Here is a 26,461-nt window from a genome sequence, read left to right as displayed (position 1 = left end):
GCGCCGCCACCCGGCCGTCCGCTACTCCATCCAAGGACAAAACCATGTATCTAGGCATTGATCTGGGCACGTCGGAAATCAAGGCCGTGCTGCTGGACGGCGACAACCGCCCGCTCGCCAGCGCCGGCGCGGCGCTGGACGTCTCGCGGCCGCGGCCGGGCTGGGCCGAACAAGACCCGGAAGATTGGTGGCGCGCCGCCTGCGCGGCGGTCGCCAAGCTGCGCGAACAGGCGCCGGCCGCACTGGCCGCCACCCGCGCCGTGGGCCTGTCCGGCCAGATGCACGGCGCGGTGCTGCTAGACAACCGGGACCGGGTGCTGCGGCCGGCTATCTTGTGGAACGACCTGCGCAGCGTGGCCGAGTGCGCCGAGCTGACCGCCGCCGCGCCGAGGCTCCACGCCGTCGCCGGCAACCTGGCCATGCCGGGTTTCACCGCGCCCAAGTTGCGCTGGCTGGCGCGGCATGAACCGGACGCCTTCCGCGCCGTCGCCACCGTGCTACTGCCCAAGGACTATCTGCGCCTGCGCCTGTGCGGCGAAAAAATCACCGACACCTCGGACGCCTCCGGCACCTTGTGGCTGGACGTGGGCCGCCGCGACTGGTCCGACGAGTTGCTGGAGGCCGGCGGACTTTCGCGTCGTCAGATGCCGCGGCTGGTGGAAGGACTGGCTCCGGCCGGGAGGCTGAGCCCGGCAGCCGCGGCCGCCTGGGGCATCGCTCAGCCGCCTCTGATCGCCGGCGGCGCCGGGGATGGCGCGGCCAGCGCCGTCGGCATCGGCGCGATCGCCCCGGGCGACGGCTTCCTGTCTCTGGGCACCTCTGGGGTGATCTTCGTCGTCGACGATCGTTTCCGCCCCAACCCGGCGCAGGCGCTGCACGCCTTCTGCCACGCGCTGCCCCTTCGCTGGAGCCTGATGAGCGTGATGCTGTCCGCCGCCAGCTGCCTGCGCTGGTTCTGCCGCCTGGCCAGCGTGGACGAGGCGACGCTGCTGACGGAAATAGAGCGGCTGAGCCCGGCGGAGCAAGCCGCCGCGCCGGTATTCCTGCCCTATTTGTCCGGCGAGCGCACACCGCACAACGACCCCTTCGCCCCCGGCGCCTTCTGGGGCCTGAGCCAGGCGCACTGCCGCGCCGCGCTGGGCTACGCGGTGCTGGAGGGCGTCGCCTTCGGCATGGCGGACGGGCTGGACGCGCTGCGCGCCGCCGGCGCCGCTCCGCGAGCCTTGTCCCTGGTGGGCGGCGGCGCGCGCAGCCCGTTCTGGGCGCAATTGCTGGCCGACGCGCTGGACACCGAGATTCTCACCCATCAGGGCGGCGAAGCCTGTGCTGCGCTGGGCGCGGCTCGCCTGGGCTGGCTGGCGGACGGCGGCGACCTCGGCGCCGTCTGCGTCAAACCGTCGCCGCGGGCGCTCCACGCCCCGGACCCCGCCCGGCTTCAGGCCTTGCAAGCTCGTCTGCGTCACTTTCGCGCGCTCTACCAGGCGCGCCCCCCCTCACTTGCGGAGACCCCCATATGATTCTGTGCTGCGGCGAAGCCCTGTACGATTTTTTCCTGGAACCCGGCGCGGCGGAATGGCCGCAACTGAACTACCGCGCCGTGCCCGGCGGTTCGCCGTTCAATGTGGCTCGGGGCCTGGCCCGGCTGGGCCGGAGCGCGGCCTTGCTGACGCCCTTGTCAAACGATTATCTGGGTGCACAGCTGCGGCGGCTGTTGGAACAGGAGGGAGTGGACAGCCGCTATCTGCTGCCGCGCGATCTGCCCACCACGCTGGCGATGGTGAGCGTGGACGAAGGCGGCCAGCCGCAGTACGGCTTTTACGGCGAGCGCGCGCCGGAGGCCAGCCTACATCCTGAAGAACTGCCGACGCTGGAAGACGAAATCGCCGCCGTGCACTTCGGCTCCTACGCCTTGGTGAGCCGCCCCGGCGGCGAGGCGTTGCAAGCGCTGGCGGCACGCGAAAGCGGCCGGCGTCTGATCTCGCTGGACCCCAATCTGCGGCTGAACGTGGAGCCGGAACGAGCGCGCTGGCAGCAATGCCTGGACATCCATCGCCGCCACGCCCATCTGATCAAGGTGAGCGTCGAGGATCTGACCCTGCTGTATCCGGGGCAGGAGGTCGAAGCCTGCGCCCGCCGCTGGCTTGCCCCGCCATGCCAGTTGCTGCTGCTCACCCGCGGCGAACAAGGCGTTCGCGTCTTCAGCCGCCGTCACGGCGAATGGGAACATCCAGCCGCCGCCGTTCAGGTTGTGGACACCGTGGGCGCCGGCGATAGCTTCCAGGCCGCGCTGCTGTGCCGGCTGGCCGAGCTGGACCGGCTGAGCCCGGACGGGCTGGCGGCGCTGAGCCGGGCGGAAACCGAGGATCTCGTCCGCTTCGCAACGCGCGCAGCAGCCCTGACCTGCGCGCGGCGAGGGCCGGACCTGCCGCGACGGGAACAACTGACGGGCTAAGAACCTGTTTACGATCTCGAGAGCAAGGGCGAGACAAGGCGAAAACGGCTGAAAAAGCAGAGTGCACACACGGGGCATGAGCATTTCGAGGACGTTTTCAACGCCGTATCGCCAACGCTCAGCAGATTTTGAGCAGGCTCTGAGGCGCCGCCTACTCGCAGCCGCCCTCTTTCCGCAACCAATCGAACATACGCGCCATCGCCTCGCTGCGCAGAGCGTCCCGCGGCCGGGACAACCACCATTGCGCGCCCGGCTGGCGCGGGTAGCCGGCCAGTTCGCGCAGCCGGCCTTCTGCCAGCGCTTCTTCCAAGGCCATAGACGGCAGGCAGGCGATGCCGTGGCCGCGCAAGGCCGCGTCCAGCGCCAACTGCGGCGCGTCGTAGGCGGCGGCGATGCCGAAGCGCGGCAGCATGGACTGCATCGCGGCGGCGGCCGCCTCCGGCATGCTGGCTTTTTCCAGGCAGATCAAGCGCGTCAGTTGCGGATGACGCTCGGCCGGCAGCGCCGCCAGCCGTTCCGCCAAGGCCGGCGCGGCGACAAAACGCCAGTCCTCGCGCAGCCAGGCCGCGTCTTCCCAGCCGGCCATCGCCAGCGGCTGCCGGCCGATGACGATGTCGACGTCGATCTCATCGGCCTGACCCGGTTCTTCATCCGTGGACAGCAGCGGCACGATGTCGGGGTGGGCTGCGCGCAGGCGGTCCAAGCGCCCCTGCAGCCAGCCGTGCAGCAAAAAAGCCGGCCCCACCAGCACCACCAGGCCCGGATCGGTGTACACCGCGATGCGGTCCAGCCCGCGCCGCAGCGTGTCCAGCGCGCGTCGCACGCTCTGCTGCAGCATTTCGCCGGCAAAGGTGAGTTCGATGCCGCGGCCCACGCGCTGGAACAAGGGCTGGCCGACAAAGGCTTCCAACTGTTGAATCTGGTGACTGACCGCGGACTGCGACAGGTGCAGCGCCTCGGCGGCGCGGGAGACGCTGCCCAGGCGCGCGGCGGCTTCGAAACCGGTCAGCAGCCGCAGCGACGGCAGACGGCCAAGCTCGCCGGTTGCCTGGTCTTCCCACTCGCCCGCCTTAGGCCCGCCGCTGTTACTGCCTCTATCCATCCGGATATGTCCTCTTGGTTTCCGGCCTGGGCCGGCGTGGCGGCGATATTGCCTTCTACGCCGCCCGATTAGAACATGTTTACGATCCCGCGAGCTGAGAACCTGCTCAACGTCCCACAAGCAAGAAGAAGGCGCAGCGGCTGAGAAAGCGGAATGTACAGGCGGTGCATGAGCATTGTGAGCTCGTTTTCAACGCCGTATCGCCAACGCGCGGCAGCGTGTAAACGGGTTCTCAGGCCGGCTGCTGCTGGGTGGCGCAATGAATGCCGCCGCCGCCGGCTGCGATGCCGTCGATGTTCAACTGCACCACTTCGCGCTGCGGAAACAACTCGCGCAGCGCCGCCCGCGCGTTGCGGTCCGCCTTGGCGTCGCCGAACTCCGGCGCAATCACCGCGCCGTTGCAGACATAGAAATTGATGTAGCCCGCCGCCATCTCATGCCCCTCGTACTCGGGCCGCACCCGCTCGGGCCCCTGCAAGACCACCACCTCCAGCTTGCGGCCGCGCGCGTCCCGCGCCTGACGCAGCAAGGCCAGGTGGCGACGGGTCACCGCGTAATCGTAGGACTGCGGATCCGTGTCCAAGCCGGCCACCACCACGCCGGGGCGGGCGAAACGGGCGTAGAAATCGGTATGACCGTCGGTGATGTCGCGGCCGGCGATGCCGGGCAGCCAGATCACCTTGTCCACGCCCAGCAGCCGGCGCAGTTCGCGCTCGCACCGTGCCTTGTTCCAGCCGGGGTTGCGGTTGGGGTTGAGCACGCAGCTTTCCGTGATGATGGCGGTTCCCTCGCCGTCCACTTCAATGCCGCCGCCCTCCAGCACCAACGAGGTCCTCACGGCCGGCGCCCCGCTCTTGGCCGCCACCGCGGCGGCCACTTTGGCGTCCCGACGATACGCCTGCTTGCCGCCCCAGCCGTTGAAGTTGAAATCCACCGCCGCCGGCGCCCCGCCTTCGCCCTTGACGAAGACCGGGCCGCTGTCGCGTATCCACAAATCGTCCAGCGGTTGCTCCAGCAGCTCCACCTTGGGGCCGCACAGCTTGGCCGCCAGTTCCATGTCCTCGGCGCGCGCCAGCATGCGCACCGGCTCGTGGGCGGCGATGGCCTGAGCCACCCGCGCCAGATCGCGCCGCACCACCGGCAGCAAGTCATCGCCCCACACCGCCAGGCTGGGACCAAAGGCCATCCAGGTGGCCGCGTGGCGTTCGCCCTCGTCCGGCATGCGGTAGCCGGGCGCGCTCGGCGCGCCGCTCCAGCCGCGGGCGGCCAGCAGGCTCCCCGCCGTCAACAGGCTAGCGCCCAGAAAGTGTCGTCTCGTACTCATCGCCGCGTCTCCAAGACCGGTTTCCAGCCACATGGCTGCGGTCAGCATTGTGCAAGTGGACATACATTTGAAAAAGCGATGAATTTTGCGGAAACCTATCTATTTCTATCATGTATTTGTCTCCGCCGCGCGCTGGCGACGGGAATGACATAAGCTGAAAACGAACGACCGGAGGGACCGCCATGCGTCTCGCGCTTTGCCTTCTCATCACCGCCATTGCGGCCCAGGCCTTCCCCGCTTGGGCGCAAGACCCCGAGCTGGTGATGGGCTACCGCACCAATGAGCGGCGTCCCTATATCGAGGACGAGAGCGACGACGGCATCTATAAAACCCTGTACAGCCGCGCCTGCCAGCGCATCGGCTGCACGCTGAAAGTGGTGCGTCTGCCAAAGAAGCGGGTGTTGCAAGCGCTGGCGCAGGGCGAGGTGGACTTCTACCCCGGCTACACCTACAACGCGGAGCGCGAACCAATCGTCCTGTTTGTGGCCAACGGCCTGCGTGAGCGCCATGTCATCATTACCCGCGCCAAACACGCGCCCGTACGCGGCTACGCCGATCTGGATAATAATGTTGAGTTGCGCAGCCTGGGCAACCCGGACCTGCTTCCCCCTCCCTGGCAAGCGCGCACCAAGTTGCTGCAAGTGCCGGAGCTGGATGTCGAACGCGCCTTCCGCCTGATCAGCGCCGGCAAGGCGGATTTCTACATCTATGACGAACTCACGCTGCGCTTCTACTGGGAACGGCTGCGGCCGGCCGGGCTGACGCTGCACCCGTCGCTGGAGCCCTGGCAGGCAATGCATATGGGCTTTTCCAAGCATTCGCGCTTTTACCGGGCGCTGCCCAACCCGGATTACCGCTCCGACCAGCCGCTAAGCCCGGACAACTACCCGCAACGGCTGGACCCGGCCTCTCTGGCCGGCAAGCTGAGCGCGGCCTTGCAGGCGATGAAGCAGTCCGGCGAAACCGAACGCATCGTCGAGCATTTTCTCCAGACGCCGGCCCGTTGAATAGAAGGCCGCCGGCTTCCGCCCGCATAAACAAAACCCCTGAAGCCGCCATGCGGCGCGTCAGGGGTCCATTAAGGCGTTTTCAATGCCGATCGCCAAGAGCCTGTTCAAGTCTCGCGAGCAAGGGCGAGGCAAGGCGAAAACGGCTGAGAAAGCGGAATGTTCATAGTGCACATGAGCATTTCGAGGCGGTACTCACCGTGTCACGCCTCACGCAGCGCAGCAGATCGTAAACAGGTTCTAGGGCGTAACCCGCATATACGGCGTAGTGCTCAACGTCGCGGTAATGGAACAGCCGCCGGACAACTGGGCCGCATACAGGCCAATCACGGTTTCGCTGCCGTTGTCGGCCACGCTGCCCACAATCTTGGTGGGACCGCACAGGCCGCCGGCGATCGGCGATTTCACATTCACCGACACATTATCCAAAGTCAGTTGAGTCGCGGTGTCCACGTGACCGGTCCACGGCGAGGCGACCGAGGCGGTGGGCTTGATCAGCTTGCACAGCGCGCCGCCGCTGAACGAGGCGCTGGTGATGGCCACATTGCCGTAACCGTCCACGGTGCCGCTGAACACCGCCTTGCAATCCAGATCAATGCCCAGCTTGCCCACCTTGGCCGGCCCCACCGCGGAAAACGGCATGGCCGCGCCGCCGGGGCCCGGCGGGGTGATGGTGACGGCGAAGGCGGAAGCGACGGCCAGGCTGAGTGCAGCGGCGGCGAGACAATGGGAAAAGCTCATGACGGCTCCTTGCTTGAGAAGGTTGATTCATGCCAATCGGCAAGAAGCCCATAAATTAAAATGTCATTTAAATTAAACGTTTGATTTTCATCAAGCCGCCGTCCGTCGGCTGCCTGACCTATAGGCTGATGAACAAGCGCCAGCTGTCGGCGCCAAAACCCGGTCGCTCAAACGCAAACAGGCTTCCAGAGCGGAACCTGTTCAAAGTCTCGCAGCAAGAGCGAGACAAGGCGACAACAGCTGAAAAGGCGGAGTGTACACACGGTACATGAGCATTTTGAAGGTGTACTCACCGAGCCACGTTTCACGACGCGTAGCAGATCGTAAACAGGTTCTCAGGGAATCATCACCGTGAACTGACCCGGCGAGTTGATCTTGATCACCCCGCCCCAGTTGCACATCAGCATGCTGTTGCTGTCCAGCGCCGGCATATTGCCAATCAGCACCGTGGGCGCGCCCGGCGTCCACGGCGCGGCAGTGACCGGGATGCAGGGCATGGGCGTCAGCACGCCCATGGCGGCGGCGGTGGCGGCCGCCACCATTGGGTTGGCCGGGCTTTGACACATGCCGAAGGGCATGACGTTGAGCATGGGCACATGGTCCATGATATTGGCGGCCGGCACGCCGCCGGCCATCACCCGGTTGGCGGGCAACACCATCAGGCTGCTGGGGGCGACGCCGAAGCTGCATTGCAGCATCGCGCCCATGCACACTTGCGGACATCCCATGCGCGTTTCCTCACTCCGGCGGGCCAAGACATGACATCGTCACGCCAAAGCGAGCCATCGTCAAGCGCGGCCGCGCCAGCCCTGGCCGCGCCGGGTCAAGACTCGCTCCAGCCCCAGCAACAACAACGACACCCCGGCCGAGCTCAGCGCGATCAGGGTGGCCATCGCCGCCGCCGCCGCGGTGTCGCCGGCGTCGTCCATCGTGACGATGGCCACCGCGGCCAGGCTGTTGTCCGGGCTGGCGATGAAGATCAGCGCCGACAACGTGGTCATCGCGGACACGAACAGATAGCGCATCACGTCCAGCAGCGCCGGCAGGCACACCGGCAGCGTCACCCGCCGCAACGTCACCCAGAACGGCACTTTGAGCGAGGCGGCCACCGCTTCGAACTCGCCGTCCAGTTGCTTGAGCGCGGTGCTCATGGTCAGGTGGCCGGTGGTGTAGAAGTGGGCGATAGTGCAGGCGGCCATCAAGGTCATGCCGCCGTAGAGCCCATGCAGCGGATTGTCCGGATGGTTGAAGAAAAACACATAGCCCAGACCCAGCACCAGGCCGGGCACCGCCATCGGCAGCATGGCGAAAAAGCGCAACAGCACGCGGCCCAGCGGCGCGGCCGGCAGCTTCTCGCAGGCGTAAGCGCCGGCGAACACCAGCAGGCTGCCCGCGCCGGCGGTGATGCAGGCCAGCTTCAAACTATTGAAATAAGCGCTCCAGCCGCCGCCGTCCACACTGTCGAACTGGTAGTGCGCCAGCGTCAGGCTTAAGTCGTAAGGCCAGTATTTGATGAAGGAAGCCACGACGCCCACGCCCAGCAAGGCCAACAGCGGCACCGAGATCATCGCCAACAACAGCCCGGCGGCCGCGTCGCGCCATGGCCCACGCCCCGGCGAAAACGGCACCGCGCGCGCGCCCAGCGCCGCCTGCTGGCGGCGCGCCATGCGCCGCTCGATAAAGAAGGAAAACACCGCCGGCAGCAGCAGCATCAGCCCCACCACCGCGCCGCGCGGGAAGTGTTGCTGGCCCACCACCTGCTTGAAGGCTTCCACCGCCAGCACGTTGTAGTCGCCGCCCACCACCTTGGGTACGCCGAAATCAGTGATCACCAGGGTGAATACCACCAGGCCCGCCGAGGCCAGGCCATAGCGCGCGCCCGGCAGGGTGATGGTGAGGAAGCGACGCAGCGCGCCCGCGCCCAGCGCGCGGCCGGCCTCGTACAAACGCGCGTCCGACGCCGACAACGCGGTCAGCAGGATCAGCAGCGCATGCGGAAAGGTATAGAAGGCCTCGCCCAGCACCACGCCCCAAAAGCCGTAGACGCTGCCGTCGTCCAGCCAGGATTTGAGCAGGCCCTGGTTGCCGAACAAATACACCAGCGAGATGGCCGGCATCAGCGACGGCGCCAAGAGCGGCGACAAGGCGATCTGGCGGAACACCCCGCGGCCCCAAACGCGGCTGCGGCTCAGCCCCCAGGCAAAGGCGAAGGCCAGCGGCAACACCAGCGCGGTGACGGTCAGCGCCAGCCACAGGCTGTGCCGCGCGGCGCGCATCAGGCCGGGGCTGTCCAATACCTGAGCGAAATTGGCCAGGCCGACAAAGCCGCCGTCCATGTCCAATACCGATTTGCCGAAGATGAACAGCAGCGGCAGGCCAAGCGCCAAAGCCAGCAGCGCCGTCAGCGTCCACACCAGCGCGGCGGCGGCCCGGCGCTCGCCGCAGGCCGGCGCGGCGCGCCAGCCGTTCAGCGCGCGGCTCAGCATGCGCCCTCCCCGGCATAGGCGCGCAGCAGCGCGGCCGGCAACTCCACCGGCACCACCTCGCCCGGCGTCAGCGGCTGGCGCTGCAGCATGGACGGACAGATTTCCGCGTGCAACGCCAGGCCGGGCATGGCTTCCGGCTGCAGCCGCAGCCGGGTCATGGCGCCGCCGAAGCTGATGTCGGCCACCCGCGCCAGCAAGGTGTTGGGCGCGCCGTCCCAACGCGCCTTGACGATGATGTCTTCCGGCCGCAGGAACAGGGTCAGCGCCTCGCTCTGCGGCAAGGGCGCGTCCAAGCGCAGCAGGCAGTTGCCGACGGCGGCCTCGTGGCCGTCCAGCCGCCGCGCCGGCAGCCAGTTGGCGGCGCCGACGAATTCCGCGACGAAGCGGCTGGCGGGACGGCGGTAGATCTCGGCCGGCGTGCCGATCTGCTCGATGCCGCCTGCGTTCATCACTACCACCCGGTCCGCGATGGCCAGCGCCTCGGCCTGGTCGTGGGTCACCATCAGCGTGGTGACGCCCAAGCGTTTTTGCAGGCCCTTGAGTTCGTCGCGCAGCTTGTCGCGCACCCGCGCGTCCAGCGCGGACAGCGGCTCGTCCAGCAGCAGCAGGCCGGGCGAGGTGGCCAGCGCGCGCGCCAGCGCCACGCGTTGCTGCTGGCCGCCGGACAGCTGGGCGGGGTATTTTTCCTCGGCGCCGGGCAAGCCCACCAGGTCGAGCAGCTCCCGCACGCGGCGGGCGTGGCGCGCGCCGCCGCCGCGCGGCTTGAGGCCGTAAGCGATGTTGTCCGCGACATTGAGATTGGGGAACAAGGCGTAGCTCTGGAACACGATGCCGTAGTCGCGGCGGGCCGGCGGTTCGCGAGTGATGTCGCGCTCCAGCAAATGGACGCTGCCGGCGTCCGGCTGGTCCAGCCCGGCGATCAGGCGCAACAAGGTGGTCTTGCCGCAGCCGGACGGGCCCAGCAGGCAGACAAATTCACCCTTGCGGATGGACAAGGACACCTCGTCCAAGGCGGTGAAGCCGCCAAAACGGCGGCTGAGGCCGCGGACGGACAGGTGTTCGGACAAGCCGTCCAAACTATCGGCCGGTTTCATGCGCAACTCCAGGGTGTCTTGAAATGAAACGACGCCGCCCGGCGGGCGGCGTAATGGCGGGAACCCGCTCAGCTCTTGGGCTCGGCCTTGCTTTCATAGCGGTGCGACCATTCGCGCAGGATGGCCTCGCGCTGTTTGGCGGCCCAGGCGAAGTTGTTCTTGCTCAGGCGCTGGGCGTAGTCGGCGGGGATGAAGGGGTTGGGTTTGGCCACGCCGGGCATGGCCAGCACCGCGTAGTTCTTTTCATACAAACGCATCGCCGGCAGGCTGACCGAGAAGTCCGCCAGCTTCTGCGCGGCGGCCAGCTTCTTGCTGCCCTTGATGATGGCGGTGGCCTCCAGATCCCAACCCAGGCCTTCCTTCGGGTAAATCAGGTCGATGGGCGCGCCCTTCTCTTTCAGCTGGGCGCCTCGGTATTCGAAGGAGATGCCTATCGGATACTCGCCGGCGGCGGCCATCTTGCACGGTTTGGAGCCGGAGTGGACGTACTGCGCCATATTGACGTGCAGCTTGTCCATATAATCCCAGCCCTTTTTTTCGCCCATCATCTGCAACCAGGCGGACACGTCCAGATAGCCGGTGCCGGAGGACGCCGGGTGCGGCATCACGATCTGGCCCTTGTAAACCGGCTTGGCGAGGTCGGCCCAGCTCTCGGGTTTGGGCAGGTTTTTCTTGGCCGCTTCCACGGTGTTGAAACAGATGGTGGCGGCCCACACATTCATGCCGGTCCATTTGGGCGGCTTGGCCTTGTCGACGAATTGCGGGCTCAGCTTGTCCACGCCCTTGGGCGCGTAAGGCTGCAGCATGCCCTGCTGGTCCAGAACCATCAGGCTGGTGGCGGCCAGGCCCCATACCGCGTCGGCTTGGGGATTGTTTTTCTCGGACAGTAGTTTGGCGGTGATGATGCCGGTGGATTCGCGCACGAAGCGGATTTCGATGTCCGGGTTGGCCTTTTCAAAAGCCTCCTTGTATTCCTTGACCTGATCCGCCTCCAGCGCGGTGTACACGGTCAGGGTGGTGGCGGCCTGCGCCAGAGGGGCCGTCAGGCCGGACAGGGCCAGGCCGGCGGCCAAGGCAATCAGCTGTTTCATCGACATCGCTCCAATGGGTTTAGACGTATAGACCTCATGGCCCATGCGCCGTCCTTCAATCAGCCGCCACCTTACGACGCGCCGATGACAGCGCGGTGACGGCCGGGTGAAGCTTGTCTTGCGCGGCTGGATGTCTTCCCGCCGGAGCGCGGCCTACCAGGCCAGCGGCCCTTTCTCGCCGTTGGCGTGCTCGCCGTAATACAGAGAGGGCAATAGCCGCGCCAGGCAGCTGAACTCGTTGTAGCAGTGGCGCATCAATTCCAGGCCCAGGCGTTCCGGCACCGGTTCGCCGACGCCGTCGGCCGCGCCCAGCAGAAAGCGGCTGCGCAGCACCGCGCCATGGGCGGTGTCCCGCGTCAGGTGCACCATCTCGCCGTCCAGCGGATCGCCGTCGGCGCTGAGCCGAGGCTCCTCTCCAAAGGCAATGCGCGCGCACACCGCGGCCGAGACGTCGCCGCGCGCCAGCGCGGCGCTGAGCCGGCCGGCCCCGAAGAAGGTTTCCGGCGGGTGAAATTTCAACACCGCCGGCACCGGCGGGACCTCGCCCAACGCCTCCACCGCGCGCACGGTGGCGCCCACATAGCCGCGGCCGGTGGAGCGGCGTCCGTCCCAACCCCGCAGTTCCACATGGTCGTGCGGATGCCACCAGCGGATGTGCTGGGTGGAATCAAAGAAAGTAAACCACCAATCGAACATGCGGCCGGCGCAGCCGGGCAACTCGGTTCGCGCGGCCACCAGCAGCCGGCCATCGTCCAGGCGGCGCACGCCGGTTTCCAGCATGAGCGGGCCGGGCTGCAACAGCTCGTCGTAAGATGTTTCATAGAGAGAATTCACAGTACACTCCTTGGCGTGAAGAATGACAGGGCGGGATGCGCGGCTTCCATTAATTTGGAAACGCATCACGTTTCCATAATGAGGAAGCCATATCCAGATGTCAAGCCAGGATCAGGAGCCGCGCGCGCGCGGCCGCCCCGCCATGCCGGAACGGGAGTTGCGTCAACAGGTGCTGGACGCCGCCACCGAACTCTTGCTGAGCCAGGGTTATCAGGCCGCCACCATGGCGGCGGTGGCGCAGCGGGCGGGCGTGGCCAAGAAAACGGTGTACCGCTTCGCCGACAACAGCGAGCAATTGCTGGGCGCAGTCATTCACGGCTGGACCGACGCCTTCGTCGCGCCGATGAGCGAGCCGCTGACGGCCCCCGCCCACCTGCCCCAGGCGCTGGAGGCCTTGCTGAACACAGTGGCGGCCAAGGTGCTGACGCGTGAGGCGGTAGGGCTGTTCCGCCTGCTGATAGGGGACTTTCCCGGCCGCGAACAGGCGCTGGCGCAATACGCGGAACACGGCGTGCAACGCTGCGCCGCGCTCTTGGCCGGCTGGTTGGAACGCCAGGCGGAACAGGGCCTGATCCACTGCCCGCAACCGGCGCAAACCGCCGAACTGCTGCTGGCGATGACGATAGCCGAGCCGCTGCGCCAAATGGCCTTGGGCCTGATCCCGCCGCTGCCGGACCACGATCCCGGCGAACGCATCCACGCCGCGGTGGCGCTGTGTTGCGCCGGGCTGCTGCCGCGCTGAGCCGTCCCGCCAGGCCTTGGGCATACAAGGCACAAAACCTTGACTAAACTATCTGGAAGACAACTCTGTTTGCCGCCATGAGCCTGCGCCGCGTCCTTGATAGCATCGTTACCCGCTTGCTGCTGCTGGCGCTGGGCATCGTGGTCACCGGCACGGTGGCGCGCTACTACGCGGTCAGCCAGTTTCTGCGCGAAGACTTGAGCAAGGTGGTGCAAAACCAGCAGATGGCGCTGGCCAGCTATGTCGCTCGCGACGTGGACTTCAAGATTCAGCAGCGTCAGGCGCTGCTGCGCCGGCTGGCCGCCGAACTTCCCCTGGATCTGCTGCAACGCCCGGCCGAACTGCAAGCCTGGCTGCGCCTGCATTGCGACTTCCAATGTCCGTTCTCGCAAGGCCTCTACGTAGTGACGCCGGACGGCCGCGCCATTGCCGACTACCCGCAGATGCCGGGCCGCGCCGGCCGAAACTTTTCCGACCGCGACTACATCCGCATCGCGCTGTCCAGCCCGCCCAATCTTGACCGCACCGCCATCGGCCGGCCCATCGTCGGCCGCGTCAGCAAAAAACCGGTGCTGCCGATGGCCGCGGCCCTGCCCTGGCGCCACGGACAGCCGCAAGGCGCGCTGGCCGGCGTCACCGCGCTGGCCGCGCCGGGCTTTCTGGACTTGCTGCTGGCCTCACGCATCGGCGGGCCGAACAGCGGCTTCTTGCTGATCTCTCCGCAAGACCAGATGTTCATCGCCTCCTCCCAGCCTGACATGGTGCTCAAGCCCACGCCACCGACAGGCATCAACCCCTTGCACGACCGGGCGATGGCCGGCTTTCGCGGCGTCGGCATCACCGTCAACGCCCAAGGGGACGAGGAAGTGTCCGCCATCGCCTCCGTGCCCAGCACCGGCTGGTTCGTGGTGGCCCGGCTGCCCAGCAGCGAGGCCTTCGCCACCGTGGACCGGGTGCAAACCTTTTTACTGAAAAACGCGGCGCTCGCCATTCTGGTGTTCGCCCTGGCCGCGGGCGCGGGCCTGTACCTGCTGTTCCGCCCGCTGTTCCGCGCCGCCAGCCACGCGGACCGCATGACCCGCGGCGAGTTGCCGCTGGAGCCGCTGCCGGTCAAGCGCAACGATGAAGTAGGACATTTGCTGGCCGCCTTCAACCGGCTCTTGAGCAAACTGAACCAACACCAGGCGGAGCTGGCCCGCATGGCCCACCACGACGCCCTGACCGGCCTGCCCAATCGCGCGCTGCTGGCGGACCGCCTGAACATGGCGCTGGCCCGCGCCCAGCGCAAGAAAGGCAAACTGGGCCTGCTGTTTCTGGACCTGGACGGCTTCAAGCAGATCAACGACAACTACGGCCACAAGGCCGGCGACAAGGTGCTGTGGCAGGCGGCGCAGCGCCTGAGCGGCATCGTGCGCCAGACCGACACCCTGGCGCGCATCGGCGGCGACGAGTTCGTGCTGTTGATCGGCGATCTGGGCGAGGACGCCGAGGAGGTGGCGCGCATCGTGGCGACCAAGTGCATAGAGACGATGCAGACGCCGTTCGACATCGGCGGCGAACAGCGCCAGCTGGGCATTTCCGTCGGCATCGCGCTGGGCAACGACGAGAGCAGCCCGGACAGCCTGCTGCAGGCGGCCGACCAAGCCATGTACCGGGCCAAGAAATCCGGCCTTAGCGGCTGCGAAAGCATCACGCTGTAAGAGCCGGTTTACGATCTGCCGCGCTTCGTGATGCGCCCCACGGTGAGTACCCCGTCGAAATGCTCATGTACCACGCGCACATTCCGCTTTCACAGCCGTTTTCGCCTTGTCTCGCTCTTGCTCGCGAGACTTTGAACAGGCTCTAAGCATGCGGCGGCCCTGCCAGGCCGCCGCCGCTGTCTACACTATCTCGGGAATAGGCTCGATATAAGCCACCCGCTCGTTATTGTGCAGCACTTCCACCGCCGTATACTTGGGCGCGCCCGGCGGCAACACCCGGTCGTAGCGGGCGTTCGCCACCGCCAGCACCTGCGGCCACATGCCGGGCTTCTGCACCAGGTGCAAATCCAGCATCAGGATGGCCGGGTTGATGCCCTGCGGCTCGCGCATGGTCAGCACCGCTTCCACGCCGGGGTTGGCCACCACCACATCGCCCGCCACATGCAAACTCTTGGGGTGGCCCGGCATCGCGTTCAGCCAGGCATGCCAGTTTCTCGATTGCAAAGCCATGTCCATTACTCCTGCCAATGGCGGGACGACCATTGCATGCGCACCGCTCAGAACCTGTTTACGATCTGCTGCGCGTCGGCGATACAGCGTTGAAAACCACTTCGAAATGCTCATGTACCACCTGTACATTCCGCTTTCTCAGCGGTTTTCGCCTTGTCTCGCCTTAGCTCGCGAAATCGTAAACACGTTCTCCGGCGTCCCGCCAGCCGGAAGCGGCGCGCGGCTCGCCGCCACGCTGCCGGCGAGCTGCCCCGGTTATAGCAAGCGGCCGCGGCCTCGCCAGCCCGGTTTTCCAGACATTAAGGACAGTACCGGTCCAAATCCTTGCTCAGCAAACGCAGCAGCCGTTCTCCGGCCTCGGCCAGTTCGCCATCGTTGCGCAACACCGCCGCGCCCGGCGGCGGCGTCAGCGCGGCGGCCTCTTCCAGCCGCTGAGCCACGCGTTCGGCGGACTCGCGGCCGCGTCCGGCCAGCCGAGCTGCCAGCGCCTCCGGACTGGCGACGATCCATACCGGCCTCAGGCCGGGAAAACGCCGCGCCGCCAGCGGCAAGGCCGAACGCGAACCGTTAACCACCACGTCCAGGCCCTGATCCAGCCACAGCGCCACCTCCATCCCCAGGCCGTAAGCCAGGCCGTGCCGCCGCCAGCTCAAGGCGAAACAGCCGCTGCGCTCGCGCTGTTCGAACTCCTCCAGGCTCAAGGCCACGTGGTTCTCGCCGCCGGCGTCCGCCGGCCGTGTGATGTAGCGGTGAGCGAACACCAGCCGGCCGGAAGGCGGCAGCCGCGCCCGGGCGTAGGCCAGCAGGCTGTCCTTGCCGGCGCCGGATGGGCCAATCACATACCACAGCGCGCCGGGTTCAGGCTTCATAACGCACCGCCTGGCCGTCGAAGCCGCAATGCGCCAGGTAGCGGAAGGGGTCCCCCGCCGCCGCTTCGACGAATACCGCCACGCCATCCACCCTTGCGCGGGCGAAAGCGGCGAAGTGCCGGCGCGCCGCCTGCTCCAGCGCCCGCCCCTCCGCGCTGTCCGGCGTCAGCCGGCCGCTCAGCGTCAGGTGAAAGCGGTATTGTTCGAACACGTAGGGATAGCCCCAGCGCCGCTGCAGCTGTTCTTGACGCGCGTCCAGGCCGCCGCGCGTCTTCCACGGCGATTCGCGATCGGCCAGCGCTTCCAGCTCAATCACGCAAGCTGCGGCCAGTTCGGCCAGATCCGGCGGCGGCGCCATCGGCCGCAGCGCCAAAAAATCCGCCAGCCAGGCCACTTCCAAACTCAGCTCAAAGGGCTGGAAACGGCGCGCCAAAGCGGCCGTCCGCGCCAACAGCGCCGCTTCGTCCACCCCGGCGCGCAGGGAAAACGGCGCTTTCAAGGTGGCGTGCCAGCCGTAACGGGCCGGGGCCGCGGTCAGCTCCGCCCAGGCTTCGGCGTCCAGACCCGGCGCGTGCGGCGGCAACACTTGCAACCCGCTGTGCGCATCCTGTCCCAGCCAGCCGCTGCCGGCGCGCCAGAAGGCGCTGTCCGGCCTCGGAGCGTAATACAGCGCGTAACGCATCAGAGATCCTCCATCACCAACTGCACCAAATCACCGTTGAAACAGGTGATCCCGTACTGCACCGGCCGCCCCTGGGTGTCCACGTTCAAGGACTTCACATGCAATACCGGGCGGTTTTTGGGCAGGCCCAGGTAGTCCACCGTCTCGCTGTCCGGCAGCCGCGCGCTGACGCGGGTGAAGCGCCGGGTGTAATCGTCCACGCCGAAATGCGCCAGCGCGCGCGTCACGGAGCGCTCTCTTCGGTAGATCTCCGGCAAGCCGGGGAAGCGCGCCGCCGGGAAGAACAGCGTCGCCCAATCCACCACCCGCAGCTCCACCCGGCTCAGGGTTTTGATGCGCAACAGCGGCTCGCCCACCGCCACTTGCAGCAGCTCGGCCAGCTCCGCGTTGGCCGGCACCGTGTCGCTGGCCAGGACGTCGATATCCGAACTCAGGTTCTGGCTGGCCATGTTTTGGGAAAAGCGGGTGCGCTTGCTGATCGCGTAATCAATCGCGTTGTCCTGAACGAAGGTGCCGCGGCCCTGCTCCACCCGCAGCAAGCCGCGCTCCACCAAGGTGGCCACCGCTCGCCGTATGGTGTGGCGGTTGACGCGAAAGCGCTGAGCCAATTGCAACTCGGTGGCCAATTGCTCGCCGGCGCGGATCGCCCCGCTGGCGATCTCCTCCGCCAGGCTGTTTTCTATCTGCCGCCAAACGGCGACGCCGGAACCGCGTTCAATCATCGTTCAAATCCTTTCTCCCCCGAGACGGCCTAGGTCTAGCCCCGCCACCAAACCGTCACAAAACCTTCATCGCCGCATGCTGTTTGCGCTTTGTCGCCGGCCATTATCATGGATACGTCTATACGTTTATATGAATTTTTATTGAAACCGCACAGGGGAATACCCGATATGGAAACCTCGACCAGACAAGACTGGCTCAGCGTGCTGGCCCACACTCCGCCGCCGCGGTTGCGCCGGCTGCTAAGCCCGCAACTGCCGCCGGCGCCGCAAGTGGAATGGCTGCGCCGCGCCGAAACCGGGCTCGTCATGCTACAGGCCCGCGCCGGCGGCGGCGGCGCCCGCTTCAATCTGGGCGAAGCCAGCGTCAGCCGCGCCAGTTGCCGGATAGCAGGCCGCCTGGGCCACGGCTGGGCGCTGGGCAGCAACGGCGAACACGCCGAGTTGATCGCCCAGGCCGACGCCTTGCTGCAGGATCCGGCGCGCCAAGACCAGCTGCTGGCGTTATGGATCGCGCCCTTGCGCGCCGAACGCGCCGCGCGCCGCGACCACGCCGCGCGCGAAGCCGCCGCCAGCAAGGTGGAGTTTTTCACCCTGGTCAGGGGGGAATGAGATGCGCGCCGCCTTCGCCGATCCGGTCCACGACAGCCAGCGCTGCTTCCGCGCCGCGCTGGCCGCGTTGGCCGAACCCTTGCTGCCGCAAACGCTGCCGGCCTTGCCGCCGGAGCTGCCCGGCCTGATGCCGGCCACCGCCGCCCTGCTCTACACCCTGCTGGACCAGGATGTCGGCGTCTGGCTGCCGCCGCTGCCGGCGGACACCCTGGCCAGCCTGCGCTTCCATACCGGCCTGCGCCCGGCCGCAGCGCCGGAACAAGCCGACTTTGTGGTGCTGCCGCTGGGCGCGCCGCTGCCGCCGCTGGCCGCGCTCAAGGCCGGCGAGCCCGAATACCCGGATCGGTCCGCCACCGTGCTGCTGGAAACCGCCGGCTTCAACGCCGAGCAAGTGGAAGCCGGCGGTCCGGGCTTCGCCGCGCCGCGCCGTTTCGGCATAGACGGCGCGCCGGACGGTTTCTGGCGGCAATGGCGGGACAATCACGCCCGCTTCCCGCTGGGCGTGGACATCTTGCTGATCAGCGGCGAGCGCGTGGCCGGCCTGCCGCGCAGCACCCGCGTCAAGGAGGGTTGATATGTACGTAGCCGTCAAAGGCGGAGAAACCGCCATCGCCCGCTCCTGGGACCTGCTGGCCGCCAAGCGCCGCGGCGACGCGGCGACGCCGGAGCTGAGCCTGGCCCAGATCCGCGGCCAATTGCGGCTGGCGCTGGCCAGAGTCATGCAGGAAGGCTCGCTGTACGACGAGGAGCTGGCGGCGCTGGCGCTGAAACAAGCGGCCGGCGACTGCGTGGAAGCCGTGTTCCTGCTGCGCGCCTTCCGCACCACCCTGCCGCGCTTCGCCGCCAGCCGTCCACTGGACACCGCGGCGATGCGGGTGCGCCGCCGCGTGTCCGGCACCTTCAAAGACGTGCCCGGCGGCCAGGTGCTGGGCCCCACCGCCGATTACACTCAGCGGCTGCTGGACTTCGATCTGGCCCAGGCCAGCGAACCGCCCGCTCCTGCTCTGTCCGACTTGCCGCTGCCGGAACGGCTGCCCTGCGTGCTGGACGCCCTGGCGCAAGAAGGCTTGATAGAGCCGGAAACGCCGCCGCCGGGCGACCCGGAGCCCGTCGACCTGACCCGAGAGCCCTTGCTGTTCCCCGCCGGCCGCGCCGCCCGGCTGCAAAACCTGGCGCGCGGCGACGAGGGCTGGCTGCTGGGCCTGGCTTACTCCACCCAGCGCGGCTACGCCGAAAGCCATCCCTTCGCCGGCGAAATCCGCATGGGCGAAGTCAGCGTCTTGATCTGCCCGGAGGAACTGGGCTTCGACATCGACATCGGCGAAATCACCCTGACCGAATGCCAGATGATCAACCAGTTCGCCGGCAGCCGCAGCGCGCCGCCGCAATTCACCCGCGGCTACGGTCTGAGCTTCGGCGAAGCCGAGCGCAAGGCGATGGCGATGGCGCTGGTGGACCGCAGCCTGCGCGCCGCCGAGCTGGGCGAGCCCGCGCACGCGCCGGCTCAGCAGCCGGAATTCGCGCTGTGCCACAGCGACAACGTCGAAGCGTCCGGCTTCGTCCAGCACCTCAAGCTGCCGCATTACGTCGACTTCCAGGCCGAGCTGTCGCTGATCCGCCAACTTCGCAGCGAACACGCCGCCAAGGAGCAACAAGCATGAACACCGCCGCGCCATCGGCGTACAACTTCGGCTTCCTCGATGAAAACACCAAGCGCATGCTGCGCCGGGCCCTGCTCAAAGCCGTGGCCGTGCCCGGCTGCCAAGTGCCCTTCGGCGGCCGCGAAATGCCGCTGCCCTACGGCTGGGGCACCGGCGGCATTCAAGTGACCGCCTGCGTGATCGGCCGCGACGACGTGCTCAAGGTCATAGACCAGGGCGCCGACGACACCACGAACGCGGTCAACATCCGCCGCTTCTTCGCCCGCGTCGCCGGCGTGGCCACCACCACCCGCACCGCCGAGGCCAGCCTGATCCAGACCCGTCACCGCATTCCGGAAACCCCGCTGCGCGCCGGCCAGATCATGGTGTTCCAAGTGCCGGAACCGGAACCGCTGCGCACGCTGGAGGCCAGCGAACAGGAAACCCGAAAGCTGCACGCCCATCAGGATTACGGCCTGATGCACGTCAAGCTGTACGAGGACATCGCCCGCTACGGCCACATCGCCGCCAGCTACGACTACCCGGTCATGGTCAACGGCCGCTACCTGGCCTCGCCATCGCCGATCCCCAAGTTCGACAACCCCAAGCTGGACAAAAGCCCGGCCCTGATGCTGTTTGGCGCCGGCCGTGAAAAACGGCTGTACGCGATCCCGCCTCACACCCAAGTGGAAAGCCTGGCTTTCGACGATCACCCCTTCCAGACGCAAAGCTGGGAACAAGCCTGCGCGCTGTGCGGCGCACGCGACAGCTACCTGGACGAAATCATCACCGACGACGCCGGCGCGCGCCAATACGTCTGCTCCGACAGCGATCACTGCCGGCAACGCCGCGACACACAGGACAATCCGCAATGACCCCGCCCCTCCTCAGCGTCCGCGGCCTCGGTAAGGACTACGGCAACGGCAACGGCTGCTTCAACGTGGACTTCGACCTCTACGCCGGCGAAGTGCTCTGCGTGGTCGGCGAATCCGGCTCCGGCAAATCCACGCTGCTGGCCGCGCTGGCCGGCAAGCTGGCCGCTGACGCCGGCAGCGCGCGCTTTCGCGAACGCGACGGCCGCGAACACGAACTCACCGCCATCGCCGAATCCGAGCGCCGCCGGCTGGCACGCAGCGAATGGGGCTTCGTGTCCCAACACGCCCGCGACGGCCTGCGCATGAACGTCTCCGCCGGCGCCAATATCGGCGAACGGCTAATGGCCCTGGGCCAGCGCCACTACGGCCAGCTGCGCCAAACCGCTGGCGACTGGCTGGAGCGGGTGGAAATCGGCCGCGCGCGCTTGGACGACCCGCCCAGCGCCTTCTCCGGCGGCATGCAGCAGCGGCTGCAGATCGCCCGCAGCCTGGCCACCCATCCGCGGCTGGTGTTCATGGACGAACCCACCGGCGGCCTGGACGTCTCGGTGCAAGCCCGTTTTCTGGACCTGACCCGAAGACTGGTGCGCGACAGCGGCATCGCCGTCATCATGGTCACCCACGACCTGGCCGTGGCCCGGCTGCTGGCGCAGCGCACGCTGGTGATGCAAGGCGGCCGCGTAGTGGAAGCCGGCCTCACCGATCAAATTCTGGACGACCCGCAGCATCCGTACACCCAGCTGCTGGTATCCTCCATCCTGCAGGCCTGAAGCCATGAACGTATTGATAGACGCAAGGCAAATCAGCAAAACTTTCACCCTTCACCAGCAAGGCGGCCTGACGCTGCCGGTGCTCGACCAAGTCTCGCTGCAAGCGGCCGCCGGCGAATGCGTGGCGCTGGCCGGCCCTTCCGGCGCCGGCAAGAGCACGCTGCTCAAGGCGCTGTACGCCAATTATCTGGTTGAGCGCGGCAGCATCCGCATCCGCCATCGCGGAAACTGGCTGGACATGGCCGCCGCGTTGCCGCACGAGATCGCCGACGCCCGCCGCCACACCCTGGGCTACGTCAGCCAGTTCCTGCGCGCCATTCCGCGGGTGCCGGCGCTGGACATCGTCGCCGAACCGTTGTGCGAATGGGGCGTGGACGCCAACGAGGCGCGGCGCGAGGCAGGCGCTTTGCTGGCGCGGCTGAACATCCCGGAGCGGCTGTGGCGGTTGCCGCCGGCCACCTTCTCCGGCGGCGAACAACAGCGGGTCAATATCGCGCGCGGCATGATCGCGCCGCGGCCCATTCTGCTGCTGGACGAGCCCACCGCCTCTCTGGACGCGGCCAATCGCGCGGTGGTCGTCGACTTGATGCGCGAAGCGCTGGCGCGCGGCGCGGCGCTGGTGGGCATCTTCCACGACGAGGCCACCCGCGACGCCGTCGCCCACCGCGTGTTTGAAGTACCGCTGGCAAACAAACCGGAAGCCTTAGCATGAAACGGATCTTGAACAACGCCAGGCTGATCCTGGCCGACGACATTCTTGAGCGCGGCACGCTGGAGATCGACAACGGCGTCATCGTCGCCATCCACTCGCGGCCGCTGAGCGCGCCGCCGCCGCATAGCGAGGACCTGAACGGCGACGACCTGTTGCCGGGTTTGGTGGAAGTGCATACCGACAATCTGGAGAAACATCTGATGCCGCGCAACGGCGTGCTGTGGCCCACCCTGCCGGCCGTGGTCGCCCACGACGCGCAATGCGTGGCCGCCGGCATCACCACGGTGCTGGACGCCCTGTCGGTGGGCGATCTGGAAGGCGACAGCGTGCGGCTGGACACCCTGCAAAGCGCCTTCGAGGCGATAGACGCCGGCATGCGCCAGCGCGTATTCCGCGCCGAGCATCTGTTCCACTTGCGCTGCGAATTGGCCTATCCCCAATTGCTGGACGCTCTGTCGCCCTTGATCGGCCACCCGGCGGTGCGCCTGGTGTCCTTGATGGACCATACCCCCGGCCAGCGCCAATACCGCGACTTGGCGCAATACAAGAAGTACTACGCCAAGAAAAACGTCAGCTGGAACGACAACACCTTCCTCGCCGCGGTGGAACAGCGCAAACTCAAGCAGCGGCAATACGCCGGCCGTCACCGCCAGGCGGTGGTGGAGCTGGCCCGCGCCCGCGGCGTCGCGCTGGCCAGCCACGACGACACCGAACTCAGTCATATCGACGAGGCGGTGCGCGACGGCGTGGCCATGTCCGAATTTCCCACCACCTTGGCCGCCGCCCGCGCCGCGCGCGACCAAGGACTGATGACGGTGATGGGAGCGCCCAACATCGTCCGCGGCGGCTCCCACTCCGGCAACGTCGCCGCCTTGGAGCTGGCGGGCCACGGCCTGCTGGACATCCTGTCCTCCGACTACGTGCCCGCCAGCCTGCTGCACGCCGCCTATCTGCTGGGCCGCCAGCCGGGCTGGAATCTGCACCGCGCAATAGCCACCGTCACGCGCAACCCGGCGCGAGCGGTGGGCCTGGCGGACCGCGGCGCCGTCGCCGTAGGCCAGCGCGCGGATCTGGTTCAGGCGCGCGAACGGGACGGCATCCCGCTGGTGCGCCAGGTATGGAGCGCCGGCCAACGCGTATTCTGAGAACCTGTTCAAAGTCTGCTGCGCTTCGGCGATACGGCGTTGAAAACACCCTCAAAATGCTCATGTACCCTCTGTACACTCCGCTTTTTCGGCCGTTTTCGCCTTGTCTCGCTCTTGCTCGCGAGACGTTGAACAGGCTCTGAGAATCTTCAAAGTCTGCCGTGCGTCGGAGATACGGCGTTGAACAGGCTCTGAGAACCGGCTTACGATCCGCTGCGCTAGGCGACGCCGCCTTGCTCTGGCCGGATTCTCCTCACGCCAAAAGGGCCGCGTTATCACAACGCGGCCCTATTTCATTTCAATCCGAAAATGTCTACTTACACCCGCTCCGGCAAGGCGAGAAGAAACCCGCGCCTGACTTTGCTGCCACAAACCAGGCGCAGGCGCTCACTCGCGCCGCAACGGCGCATTCAATGCTTTCTCCTTGCCAATATGCAAGAGCAGCATCAACACGCCAATGCCCAGCGCTTTCATTCCGCACCAGAACAAAGCAATGCTAAATACCCGATAACATACAAAGCCGATCAGCGACACTGTTGATTTCCCAATCCAAAATACACGCCACTACTGACCAAAAATCAAATTGAAAAGGATTCTGATTTTACCGCCCAATAAATATCCAAACGCTCTTTACGCGTCAGATACACTTTACCGCCCACACCGCCGCCTTTTAATGCGACGCTGCATATTCTCAAGGCGCGATATAGACCTGGCACCACCGCGCCCATGGCGCTGGTTTTTCTGATCAGGTTTTCTATATACACCGTCAAGCTCTCCAGATCTTGCCGCCAAATCATCTGCCGCTCTCGGGCCAACCCCTCCAATACCTTTTCATTTCTCGCTATTAACATGGCTACTTGCCTCCCAAAAACATGAGCGGCCAGCTTAACCCCATTGATACTAAATGTCTTTATCTTAATCAGTACAATTTATTATCAGCCATTAGAAATGATTATCGTTATAGCGGCCCTGAAAGAACCGGAAATGCCCAATACAGTCCCAAGCAGAGGGCCGGAACAGCCTCAGCAATCATTATCATTCCTTACCACCCCTGGCAAAAAGCTTAATTCTCAAGCCTTGCACCCCACCCATCCAAACTGCATGCTATGATCTGCACTCTGTTCCGTGGGCACGAAATCCGATTTCGTCAGCCTAAATGTATTGAATAACGACACCACATCAATCAGCATGCAATATAAAAACAAAGACCACGACAACGCCGGCACTCCGCTAATGGAGCAACTCGCCAACAGCGCGAAACTCTCCGCTCTGATCCTATGCCTGGACCAGGCCCAATTGCTGAGCGAGCAACTGTTAAACGAACTTAACAGCAGAGATAAAAGAATTAACGCGATAGAGCAAGAGCTGCTTCTGGCGCAACAAGAAATCAAACAGCTTAAATCCACTCATTAAAAAAAAGCGGCGCTGGCTCAACAAGCCGGCTCCGCCATTTCACTGCCCCGTCTATTCCATCCAATCCTAGTTAGATAGCGCCCGCCTATCTTCATTGACGGTTTTCCGCCCCTGATTTTCAAGCGCTGCGCTCGCCGGATTGGCCAATACGGACCTTTTCCGCCCCGCTACCGCGCCAGAGCGCTGTAATCGGGACGCTACAATTCCGTAGTCATCGCCCCCTACTCAGGCCTTTTGCCAAATTCATGGTTTTCGTTGCGGACAGGCCACGTCGAATACGCATGACTCCCCGGCGCCGCCATCCCGGCGGCAATGCCCAACAGGCCTGAGTTCCAGCAGATTTCGCCGCGCGCCCGCGCCTGCGCCCCATGCGGCAGCGGCGGCCATCCTCTTGAAAAGAAGCGGATTTTGTTGGAAAATATTTCACGTCAAACCAAGAGCGCCCCTGGCGCTCTTGTCATTTCCGCTTACCTTTCGGCTCCCCCGCAGCACCACTTGGCAAGGCCAGCTTGGCAGTTGGGTATTGCTATCTATAATCGATTTAGAGCAAATTACCTATGGGGTAATTTAAAATATCGCCGACCCCGCATTGGCCGTAATATCAAATTTTCCAATACAGGCCTTCGCGTGGACAGAAAGATTATAAAAATGAGATTCCATATTGAAGACAAAGTCGTCTTCGACCCTGATGAAGGCAGCCTGCTGCCCTGGGATCAAGACAAGATCATCTTGAAGTACAACGAAGCGTTGCTGCTCAAGCTCTTGCTCTCCGGGCTGTTCGAAAAAAACGAGCTGATTGAAAACGTATGGGGGAAAACCATCGTCACAGACTCCAGCTACCACAAGCTGGTGTTCGATCTGCGCGCACAGCTTGAGAAAAGCGGGCTGGACCCCAAGATCATCAAGACCATTCCAAGACGCGGCTGCCAATTCGTCGGCGCCTTCGTCCTGCTGGAACCGCAGGCGGACGCCGATAGCCCATCGCCGGCGACGGAAGCCGGCCCGCAGGAGACCCGCCCCGCGCCCGCGCCACAACGACGCAAAGCCCGCTGGCGTTTGCCGGCCCGCATTGATCGCCGCCAGGCGCTGGCCGCGCTGGCCATCATCGCCCTAGGCCTGCTGCTGGGCTGGCATGCCTCTTGGTGGATTCCGCAAATGAATATTCATAAAATGCGCGACGGCGCGCGCAGCCTGTTCGTGGTGGGCAATGTCTACCGCGACGCGCCCAAGCTGCCGGAAAGCGGCGGCGACGCCTTCTACATCAAAAGCGGCAAGTGCACGGCGAGCTATCTGTGCGACAAGAAATACGGGAGCGATCTCAATTGCAAAAACAAAATCGTTTTCTGATCGCTCTCGGATTGTTTCTGGTCGCGCTCTACCTGGGCTATGCCAGCCGCAACTACATCATGGACAGCCGCACCATCTGCACCGCTCGCATCTCCGAGCTGCGCTTCCCGCGCCACAGCGGCGAAGTCGCCACCACCAGCGGCTTCATCGACCTGGACATGAAGAACGAGACCATCCACTTCTTCCTGCATTCGCCCACCGGCGATTACATCAACCGCCTGCTGCAGTTCAAAACCAGCTACGGGTGGAACGGAGAAGCCAACGCGGTCACCATCGTTAAAAAGACCAAGTCGCCGTCCGAATACGGCAGCCTAGCCAGCGAGTACCACATTTTCGACATCGGCACCCGCCACCTGATCAATATGGTGCCGGTCACCAACCATGTCACCCAAGTCAATTTCGACTCGATCAGCTTTTTCTGCGAAAACCAGGAAATTCTCTAAAGAGCCTGTTTACGACCTCGCGAGCGAGGGCGAGACAAGGCGAAAACCACGGAGAAAGCGGAATGGTCATGTGGTACATGAGCATTTCGAAGCGGTACTCACCGTGTCACGTCTCACGAAGCGCAGCGGATCGTAAACAGGCTCTCACGGC

General features: G+C 65.6%; 29 protein-coding genes. 15 read left to right on the top strand and 14 right to left on the bottom strand.

Translation table 11 applies throughout. From position 1 onward, the window contains the following. The first annotated feature begins 44 nt into the window (after positions 1-44). Together xylB and DXT74_RS10950 are read left to right on the top strand one after the other, a co-directional pair. Positions 45-1,517, top strand: coding sequence for a xylulokinase (gene xylB / locus DXT74_RS10955; RefSeq protein WP_194427934.1), 1,473 nt, complete (start codon positions 45-47; stop codon positions 1,515-1,517). Then, on the top strand, positions 1,514-2,452 hold the full coding sequence (locus DXT74_RS10950; protein WP_194427933.1) for a carbohydrate kinase: 939 nt from the start codon (positions 1,514-1,516) through the stop codon (positions 2,450-2,452). The genes xylB and DXT74_RS10950 overlap by 4 nt, the downstream gene beginning before the upstream one ends. A gap of 151 nt (positions 2,453-2,603) precedes the next feature. On the opposite strand, the gene DXT74_RS10945 is transcribed toward DXT74_RS10950, so the two are convergent. After that, positions 2,604-3,554 carry a LysR family transcriptional regulator gene (locus DXT74_RS10945; RefSeq protein WP_081555262.1) on the bottom strand — a complete coding sequence of 317 codons (951 nt, stop codon included), beginning with the start codon at positions 3,552-3,554 and terminating at the stop codon, positions 2,604-2,606. Between the two features lie 232 nt (positions 3,555-3,786). Next, entirely contained in the window at positions 3,787-4,878 is a 1,092-nt protein-coding gene (locus DXT74_RS10940) for an agmatine/peptidylarginine deiminase (RefSeq protein ID WP_194427932.1), read from the bottom strand. Between the two features lie 182 nt (positions 4,879-5,060). Between DXT74_RS10940 and DXT74_RS10935 the strand changes: the two genes are divergently transcribed. Then, a complete protein-coding gene (locus tag DXT74_RS10935; protein ID WP_194427931.1) occupies positions 5,061-5,885 on the top strand; it encodes an ABC transporter substrate-binding protein in 825 nt (274 codons plus the stop codon). A 240-nt stretch (positions 5,886-6,125) separates the two neighbouring features. Here the strand turns inward: DXT74_RS10935 and DXT74_RS10930 are convergent, their stop codons facing one another. The 6 genes from DXT74_RS10930 to DXT74_RS10905 form a co-directional block, all read right to left on the bottom strand. Beyond that, entirely contained in the window at positions 6,126-6,626 is a 501-nt protein-coding gene (locus DXT74_RS10930; RefSeq protein ID WP_194427930.1) for an activator protein, read from the bottom strand. A gap of 335 nt (positions 6,627-6,961) precedes the next feature. Further along, a complete protein-coding gene (locus DXT74_RS10925; RefSeq protein ID WP_081555265.1) occupies positions 6,962-7,354 on the bottom strand; it encodes a DUF4280 domain-containing protein in 393 nt (130 codons plus the stop codon). A 60-nt stretch (positions 7,355-7,414) separates the two neighbouring features. Then, positions 7,415-9,112 (bottom strand): putative 2-aminoethylphosphonate ABC transporter permease subunit, encoded by a 1,698-nt coding sequence (locus tag DXT74_RS10920; protein WP_019103131.1) that lies wholly within the window; start codon positions 9,110-9,112, stop codon positions 7,415-7,417. Beyond that, positions 9,106-10,206 (bottom strand): putative 2-aminoethylphosphonate ABC transporter ATP-binding protein, encoded by a 1,101-nt coding sequence (locus DXT74_RS10915; RefSeq protein ID WP_052051936.1) that lies wholly within the window; start codon positions 10,204-10,206, stop codon positions 9,106-9,108. The genes DXT74_RS10920 and DXT74_RS10915 overlap by 7 nt, the downstream gene beginning before the upstream one ends. Positions 10,207-10,274: 68 nt before the next feature. Continuing rightward, positions 10,275-11,297: a putative 2-aminoethylphosphonate ABC transporter substrate-binding protein gene (locus DXT74_RS10910; protein WP_194427929.1), complete on the bottom strand. Its 1,023-nt coding sequence runs from the start codon at positions 11,295-11,297 to the stop codon at positions 10,275-10,277. A gap of 153 nt (positions 11,298-11,450) precedes the next feature. Further along, on the bottom strand, positions 11,451-12,131 hold the full coding sequence (locus DXT74_RS10905; RefSeq protein WP_114152847.1) for a DAPG hydrolase family protein: 681 nt from the start codon (positions 12,129-12,131) through the stop codon (positions 11,451-11,453). A 97-nt stretch (positions 12,132-12,228) separates the two neighbouring features. On the opposite strand from DXT74_RS10905, the gene DXT74_RS10900 reads away from it, so the two are divergent. After that, on the top strand, positions 12,229-12,873 hold the full coding sequence (locus DXT74_RS10900) for a TetR/AcrR family transcriptional regulator (RefSeq protein ID WP_194427928.1): 645 nt from the start codon (positions 12,229-12,231) through the stop codon (positions 12,871-12,873). 77 nt (positions 12,874-12,950) lie between these two features. Continuing rightward, on the top strand, positions 12,951-14,573 hold the full coding sequence (locus DXT74_RS10895; protein ID WP_194427927.1) for a diguanylate cyclase domain-containing protein: 1,623 nt from the start codon (positions 12,951-12,953) through the stop codon (positions 14,571-14,573). 180 nt (positions 14,574-14,753) lie between these two features. Here the strand turns inward: DXT74_RS10895 and DXT74_RS10890 are convergent, their stop codons facing one another. From DXT74_RS10890 to phnF, 4 genes are all read right to left on the bottom strand, one after another. Next, on the bottom strand, positions 14,754-15,083 hold the full coding sequence (locus DXT74_RS10890) for a hypothetical protein (RefSeq protein WP_043633645.1): 330 nt from the start codon (positions 15,081-15,083) through the stop codon (positions 14,754-14,756). 299 nt (positions 15,084-15,382) lie between these two features. Beyond that, on the bottom strand, positions 15,383-15,952 hold the full coding sequence (phnN, locus tag DXT74_RS10885) for a phosphonate metabolism protein/1,5-bisphosphokinase (PRPP-forming) PhnN (protein ID WP_194427926.1): 570 nt from the start codon (positions 15,950-15,952) through the stop codon (positions 15,383-15,385). Beyond that, complete coding sequence (locus tag DXT74_RS10880) at positions 15,942-16,634, bottom strand: DUF1045 domain-containing protein (RefSeq protein WP_194427925.1); 693 nt, start codon at positions 16,632-16,634, stop codon at positions 15,942-15,944. Before DXT74_RS10880 ends, phnN begins: the two co-directional genes overlap by 11 nt. After that, entirely contained in the window at positions 16,634-17,356 is a 723-nt protein-coding gene (phnF, locus tag DXT74_RS10875; protein ID WP_019103506.1) for a phosphonate metabolism transcriptional regulator PhnF, read from the bottom strand. The genes DXT74_RS10880 and phnF overlap by 1 nt, the downstream gene beginning before the upstream one ends. Positions 17,357-17,524: 168 nt before the next feature. Here phnF and phnG point away from each other — a divergent pair, with 168 nt between their 5' ends. From phnG to DXT74_RS10840, 7 genes are read left to right on the top strand one after another with little or no spacing between them, the layout of a single operon-like run. Next, the gene (gene phnG, locus DXT74_RS10870; RefSeq protein ID WP_019103505.1) at positions 17,525-17,965 is read left to right on the top strand and encodes a phosphonate C-P lyase system protein PhnG; all 441 of its coding nucleotides are present in this window, start codon (positions 17,525-17,527) and stop codon (positions 17,963-17,965) included. Position 17,966: 1 nt separating this feature from the next. Then, entirely contained in the window at positions 17,967-18,539 is a 573-nt protein-coding gene (gene phnH / locus DXT74_RS10865; protein ID WP_194427924.1) for a phosphonate C-P lyase system protein PhnH, read from the top strand. Position 18,540: 1 nt separating this feature from the next. Further along, positions 18,541-19,626, top strand: a complete 1,086-nt coding sequence (locus DXT74_RS10860; protein ID WP_194427923.1) for a carbon-phosphorus lyase complex subunit PhnI — start codon at positions 18,541-18,543, stop codon at positions 19,624-19,626. Continuing rightward, the gene (locus DXT74_RS10855) at positions 19,623-20,480 is read left to right on the top strand and encodes an alpha-D-ribose 1-methylphosphonate 5-phosphate C-P-lyase PhnJ (RefSeq protein ID WP_194427922.1); all 858 of its coding nucleotides are present in this window, start codon (positions 19,623-19,625) and stop codon (positions 20,478-20,480) included. Before DXT74_RS10860 ends, DXT74_RS10855 begins: the two co-directional genes overlap by 4 nt. Beyond that, positions 20,477-21,250 (top strand): phosphonate C-P lyase system protein PhnK, encoded by a 774-nt coding sequence (phnK, locus tag DXT74_RS10850; RefSeq protein ID WP_019103501.1) that lies wholly within the window; start codon positions 20,477-20,479, stop codon positions 21,248-21,250. The genes DXT74_RS10855 and phnK overlap by 4 nt, the downstream gene beginning before the upstream one ends. Positions 21,251-21,254: 4 nt before the next feature. Next, positions 21,255-21,962: a phosphonate C-P lyase system protein PhnL gene (gene phnL / locus DXT74_RS10845; protein ID WP_043633422.1), complete on the top strand. Its 708-nt coding sequence runs from the start codon at positions 21,255-21,257 to the stop codon at positions 21,960-21,962. Next, positions 21,959-23,107, top strand: coding sequence for an alpha-D-ribose 1-methylphosphonate 5-triphosphate diphosphatase (locus tag DXT74_RS10840; protein WP_194427921.1), 1,149 nt, complete (start codon positions 21,959-21,961; stop codon positions 23,105-23,107). Before phnL ends, DXT74_RS10840 begins: the two co-directional genes overlap by 4 nt. Before the next feature lie 387 nt (positions 23,108-23,494). Here DXT74_RS10840 and DXT74_RS10835 read toward each other — a convergent pair whose 3' ends face one another. Together DXT74_RS10835 and DXT74_RS10830 are read right to left on the bottom strand one after the other, a co-directional pair. Then, on the bottom strand, positions 23,495-23,641 hold the full coding sequence (locus DXT74_RS10835; RefSeq protein WP_156038819.1) for a hypothetical protein: 147 nt from the start codon (positions 23,639-23,641) through the stop codon (positions 23,495-23,497). A gap of 44 nt (positions 23,642-23,685) precedes the next feature. Beyond that, the gene (locus DXT74_RS10830; RefSeq protein WP_081555276.1) at positions 23,686-23,958 is read right to left on the bottom strand and encodes a hypothetical protein; all 273 of its coding nucleotides are present in this window, start codon (positions 23,956-23,958) and stop codon (positions 23,686-23,688) included. A 274-nt stretch (positions 23,959-24,232) separates the two neighbouring features. Here DXT74_RS10830 and DXT74_RS10825 point away from each other — a divergent pair, with 274 nt between their 5' ends. The 3 genes from DXT74_RS10825 to DXT74_RS10815 all read left to right on the top strand — a co-directional run bounded on the left by DXT74_RS10825 (position 24,233) and on the right by DXT74_RS10815 (position 26,310). Continuing rightward, positions 24,233-24,520 carry a hypothetical protein gene (locus tag DXT74_RS10825; protein WP_143330219.1) on the top strand — a complete coding sequence of 96 codons (288 nt, stop codon included), beginning with the start codon at positions 24,233-24,235 and terminating at the stop codon, positions 24,518-24,520. A 312-nt stretch (positions 24,521-24,832) separates the two neighbouring features. Continuing rightward, a complete protein-coding gene (locus DXT74_RS10820; RefSeq protein WP_081555278.1) occupies positions 24,833-25,867 on the top strand; it encodes a winged helix-turn-helix domain-containing protein in 1,035 nt (344 codons plus the stop codon). Next, the gene (locus DXT74_RS10815) at positions 25,843-26,310 is read left to right on the top strand and encodes a hypothetical protein (protein WP_019103496.1); all 468 of its coding nucleotides are present in this window, start codon (positions 25,843-25,845) and stop codon (positions 26,308-26,310) included. Before DXT74_RS10820 ends, DXT74_RS10815 begins: the two co-directional genes overlap by 25 nt. The last annotated feature ends 151 nt before the right edge of the window (positions 26,311-26,461 follow it).

The sequence above is a fragment of the Chromobacterium sp. Rain0013 genome, from assembly GCF_015291765.1.
In the GTDB taxonomy this organism is placed as follows: domain Bacteria; phylum Pseudomonadota; class Gammaproteobacteria; order Burkholderiales; family Chromobacteriaceae; genus Chromobacterium; species Chromobacterium haemolyticum.
This window is presented reverse-complemented; position numbering and strand designations above follow the sequence as displayed.